General features: G+C 71.8%; 4 protein-coding genes and 1 pseudogene. All 5 read right to left on the bottom strand.

Features of this window, described 5'->3' with window-relative positions; genetic code table 11:
• The coding region (locus tag AOK08_RS17640) for a HAMP domain-containing sensor histidine kinase (protein ID WP_055526680.1) at window positions 1-1,396 on the bottom strand (1,396 nt) is incomplete at its 3' end.
• Entirely contained in the window at window positions 1,397-2,152 is a 756-nt protein-coding gene (locus AOK08_RS17635; RefSeq protein WP_079054094.1) for a response regulator transcription factor, read from the bottom strand.
• A 60-nt stretch (window positions 2,153-2,212) separates the two neighbouring features.
• Entirely contained in the window at window positions 2,213-2,881 is a 669-nt protein-coding gene (locus AOK08_RS17630) for an FMN reductase (protein ID WP_055526677.1), read from the bottom strand.
• Window positions 2,878-3,978, bottom strand: a complete 1,101-nt coding sequence (locus AOK08_RS17625) for an LLM class flavin-dependent oxidoreductase (protein ID WP_055526675.1) — start codon at window positions 3,976-3,978, stop codon at window positions 2,878-2,880. Before AOK08_RS17625 ends, AOK08_RS17630 begins: the two co-directional genes overlap by 4 nt.
• A gap of 179 nt (window positions 3,979-4,157) precedes the next feature.
• Window positions 4,158-4,406, bottom strand: a pseudogene (locus AOK08_RS17620) (hypothetical protein); the annotation flags it as partial.

The following is a 4,406-nucleotide window of genomic DNA, read 5'->3' as shown; positions in this document are numbered from 1 at the left end:
CCTCCCGCCTGCTGGCGAAGGGCGCCCCTCCATGCGCGATCGCCACCTCGCGGACGATCGACAGCCCGAGGCCCGAACCCGGGAGGCTGCGGGCGTCGGCGGCGCGGTAGAAGCGGTCGAACAGGCGCAGCAGGTCGGCCTCGGCGATGCCGGGCCCCCGGTCGAGCACCTCCACCCGGATCGCGCCCTGGCGCCCGCCGTGCCGTGCCCGCTCCGGCCCGGTGACCGCGATCTCGATCGGCGCGTTGCCGCCCCGGTCGAACTTCGCGGCGTTCTCGACGAGGTTGGAGACCGCGCGCTGGAGGGCGCCGGGACGGGCGTCGGCGGTCGTCTCCCCGCTCACCCGGACGACGACGTCCCGCCCGGTACGCCGCCGGGCCACCACCGCGACCTCGTCCGCGATGTCGGCGAGGTCGATCCGCTGCTTGGGCTCGGCGTCGGACTGCCCGGCCGCCAGATCCACCAACTCGTTGACCAGATCGGTGAGTTCACGCGCTTCGACGGCGAGGTCGTTGACCAAGTCCTCGCGCGTCTCGGGCGGCAGTTCGTCGATACGGCGGAGCAGCGAGATGTTCGTACGCAGAGAGGTGAGCGGAGTGCGCAGCTCGTGCCCGGCGTCCTGGACGAGCCGGCGCTGGTCCTCCTCCGAGCGGGCGAGCCGGCCGAGCATACGGTCGAAGGACCGGCCCAGGCGTCCCACCTCGTCGGCCCCGGTCACCGGCACCTGGATGCCGAGCCGCCGGGTGCGGGCGACGTCCTCGGCGGCGGAGGCGAGGATGCGCAGCCGGTGCGTGATCCGCCGGGCCAGCCACCACCCGAACAGCCCGGCCGCGACGACGACCCCGGCCACCAGCAGGATCGTCCGCTGCTGGAGCTCCCGCAGCAGATCCTCCGTGGAGCTGAACTCCTGCGCGACCTGCACCGCGCCCCGCCCCGCGCCAAGACCGCCGCCCTTGCGCTCGCCGCCCAGCGAGACGGTCGCGATGCGGTAGACGTCCTGGCCGACGGCGACGTCCTTGTGCTGCACGGCCAGCCCGGCGACCGGCGATACGGCGACCAGGCGGTCCCCTGCGGTGACGGGCAGTGCCGGACTGCCCGCGTCGACCACCTCCCCCGCCGACCCGAGCACCTGCACATCGGTACGGCTGGGCCGCACTATGTCGTGCCCCGGCTCGGACGACGAGAAGTCCTGCGGCGTCATCGTGTTGTGCCGCACCTCGTCCTGGAGGTCCTCCACGACCTCGGCGAAGGCGGTCTGCTGGTCCACCCGGACCAGCCGCGCGGCGGCGTCGTACGACAGGAACCCGACCAGCACGGTCACCCCGGCGGCGACCGCGGCGAACGACACGGCGAAGGTGGTCCGCAACGAGGCCAGGCCTTCCCTCCGCAGGGCCACTCAGTCCTCCCGGAGGACGTAACCCACGCCTCGCACCGTGTGGATGAGCTGCGGCGCGCCCGGATCGTCGAGCTTGCGGCGCAGATAACCGACGTACACGGCGAGGTTCTTGGACCCCGGCCCGAAGTCGTAGCCCCAGATACGGTCGTAGATCGTGGAGTGGTCCAGGACGATCCCCGCGTTGCGCACGAGCAGCTCAAGCAGCTCGAACTCGGTCCGGGTCAGCTCCAGCTCCCGCGTCCCGCGCCACACCCGCCGCGCCTGGAGATCCATCCGCAGCCCGGCCGCGGTGAGCTGCCGCTCGGGAGCGGCGGCTTCCCGCACCCCGGCGGACGCGGAGGTGCCGAGGGGGGCGACACCCCGGGGAGGGTTCTGCTCGCCGGTGCCGGGGCCGGTGCGCCGCAGCAGCGCCCGGAGCCGGGCGAAGACCTCCTCGACGTCGAACGGCTTGACGACGTAGTCGTCGGCGCCCGCGTCGAGGCCGGCGATCCGGTCGGCGGTCTCCACCAGCGCGGTGAGCATCAGGATCGGCGTACGGTCGCCCTCGGCGCGCAGCACCCGGCACACCTGGAGTCCGTCGATGCCGGGCATCATCACGTCCAGCAGGAGTACGTCCGGCGGCGTGCGATGCGCCTGGGCGAGCGCCTCGACACCGTCGGCGACCGCGGTGACCCGGTAGCCCTCCAGGGTCAGGGCCCGCTCCAGGGCATGGCGGATGGCACGGTCGTCCTCGGCGAGCAGCACGGTTTGGGGCACCCGCCCAGTGTGCCAAGGGGGCCTCTTACTCGCCTCTCACCCGCGCCCGTACCCGCGCCCTCACCTGTGCCCTGACCCGCGCAGAGCGTCCAGCCGCTGGGCGAACGGGATCACCTCGAACCCGTCCGACGCGGGCACGGGCACGGGCTCCGCCGCTGACGGCCGCTGAGTCGGCAGCCCCGAAGATCCGGCCAGTCCGGCCAGTCCGGCCATCAGGCCCACCAGCTCCCCCGCCGCCCGCTCGACCCGCTCCGGCAGCCCCTCCGCACCCCAGTCCTCCGAGGCCGCGTAGACCGCCGTGGGCACGACCACGGCCCGCAGATACGCGAACAGTGGGCGCATCGCGTGCTCCAGCACCAGCGAGTGCCGGGCCGAACCGCCGGTCGCGGCGACCAGCACCGGTTTCCCGGCCAGCGCGTCCTTCTCCAGCACGTCGAAGAACGACTTGAACAACCCGCTGTACGACGCCGAGAACACCGGCGTGACGACGACCAGCCCGTCCGCCCCCGTGACCGCGTCCAGCGCCGCCGCGAGCTTCCGCCCCGGGAACCCGTTGGTGAGGTTGTGGGCGATCTCCACGGCCAGCTCGCGCACCTCCACGACCTGGATGTCCATCTGGACGCCGGTGGCCACGCCCGCCTTCCGGCCCACCGCGGCGGCCAGCCGGTCGGCCAGCAGCCGGGTGGACGACGGCACGCTCAGCCCCGCCGACACGACGACGAGCTTCATATGCCGGCCTCCGCCTTGGATGCCCCCTGGGCAGCGGCGAGCAGGGAGGCGTGCGTGGGCGCGTCCGGCACATCCGCGGGCCGCCCCTTGGCGAACTCCTCGCGCAGCACCGGCACGACTTCCTCGCCGAGCATGTCGAGCTGCTCCAGCACCGTCTTCAGCGGCAGCCCCGCGTGGTCGATCAGGAACAGCTGGCGCTGGTAGTCACCGGCGTACTCCCGGAAGGCCAGCGTCTTCTCGATGACCTGCTGGGGGGAGCCGACGGTCAGCGGGGTCTGGTCGGTGAAGTCCTCCAGGCTGGGCCCGTGCCCGTACACCGGAGCGACATCGAAGTACGGCCGGAACTCGCGCACCGCGTCCTGCGAGTTCTTCCGCATGAAGACATGACCGCCGAGGCCCACGATGGCCTGCTCGGCCGTGCCGTGCCCGTAGTGCGCGAACCGGGAGCGGTAGAGCTCGATCATCCGCCGGGTGTGGTCGGCCGGCCAGAAGATGTTGTTGTGGAAGAAGCCGTCGCCGTAGTAGGCGGCCTGCTCGGCGATCTCGGGCGAGCGGATGGACCCGTGCCAGACGAACGGCGGTACGTCGTCCATGGGCCGCGGGGTCGACGTGAACCCCTGCAACGGCGTGCGGAACTTCCCTTCCCAGTTCACGACGTCCTCGCGCCACAGCCGGCGCAGCAGGGCGTAGTTCTCGACGGCGAGGTTGATGCCCTCGCGGATGTCCTGCCCGAACCACGGGTACACCGGGCCGGTGTTGCCGCGCCCCATCATCAGGTCGACGCGCCCGTCGGCCAGGTGCTGGAGCATCGCGAAGTCCTCCGCGATCTTCACCGGGTCGTTGGTGGTGATGAGGGTGGTGGAGGTGGAGAGGACCAGCTTCTCGGTCCGCGCGGCTATGTACCCGAGCATCGTGGTCGGGGACGAGGGCACGAACGGCGGGTTGTGGTGCTCACCGGTGGCGAACACGTCAAGGCCGACCTCCTCGGCCTTGAGCGCGATGGCGACCATGGCCTTGATGCGCTCGCGTTCGGTCGGCGTACCTCCCGTGGTCGGGTCCGGTGTGACATCGCCGACGCTGAAGATCCCGAACTGCATGGTCGCTCACCCTCCAGGTTGTTAATTCTTCAACTATAGCGTCCGGGGGCGACAACCACGCCTCGGCCGGAGGTATTCCGGGGAGACGGGGACAGACATACAGAAGAAGCCGGAGGAAGCCGGAGGAAGCCGGAGGAAGCCGGAGGAAGCCGGAGAGAGCCGGAGAGAGGTGTGGCGGGTCAGAAGTAGTACGCGTCCCCGGTGTCCAGCACGAGCACGCGCTGCCGGTCGTTGCCCCGGTTACGGTCCACGACCCCGCCGTTCCAGGCCGTACCGACCTCCATCGTCACCTCGGAGGGCGCGCCCCGAAGCCGCATCCGCAGCACGATCCGCTCGCCCACACCGTCCGCGGCCAGCGCCCCCGTACGGCACACGACCTCCCGCGCCCCGAGCCGCGCGCACCCGTCCGGCAACTGCTGCCGTGCGGC

This window comes from Streptomyces graminilatus, assembly GCF_001418565.1.
Classification (GTDB): Bacteria; Actinomycetota; Actinomycetes; order Streptomycetales; family Streptomycetaceae; genus Streptomyces; species Streptomyces graminilatus.
Note: the sequence above shows the minus strand (reverse complement) of the source record. Positions and strands in the feature narration are given on the sequence as shown.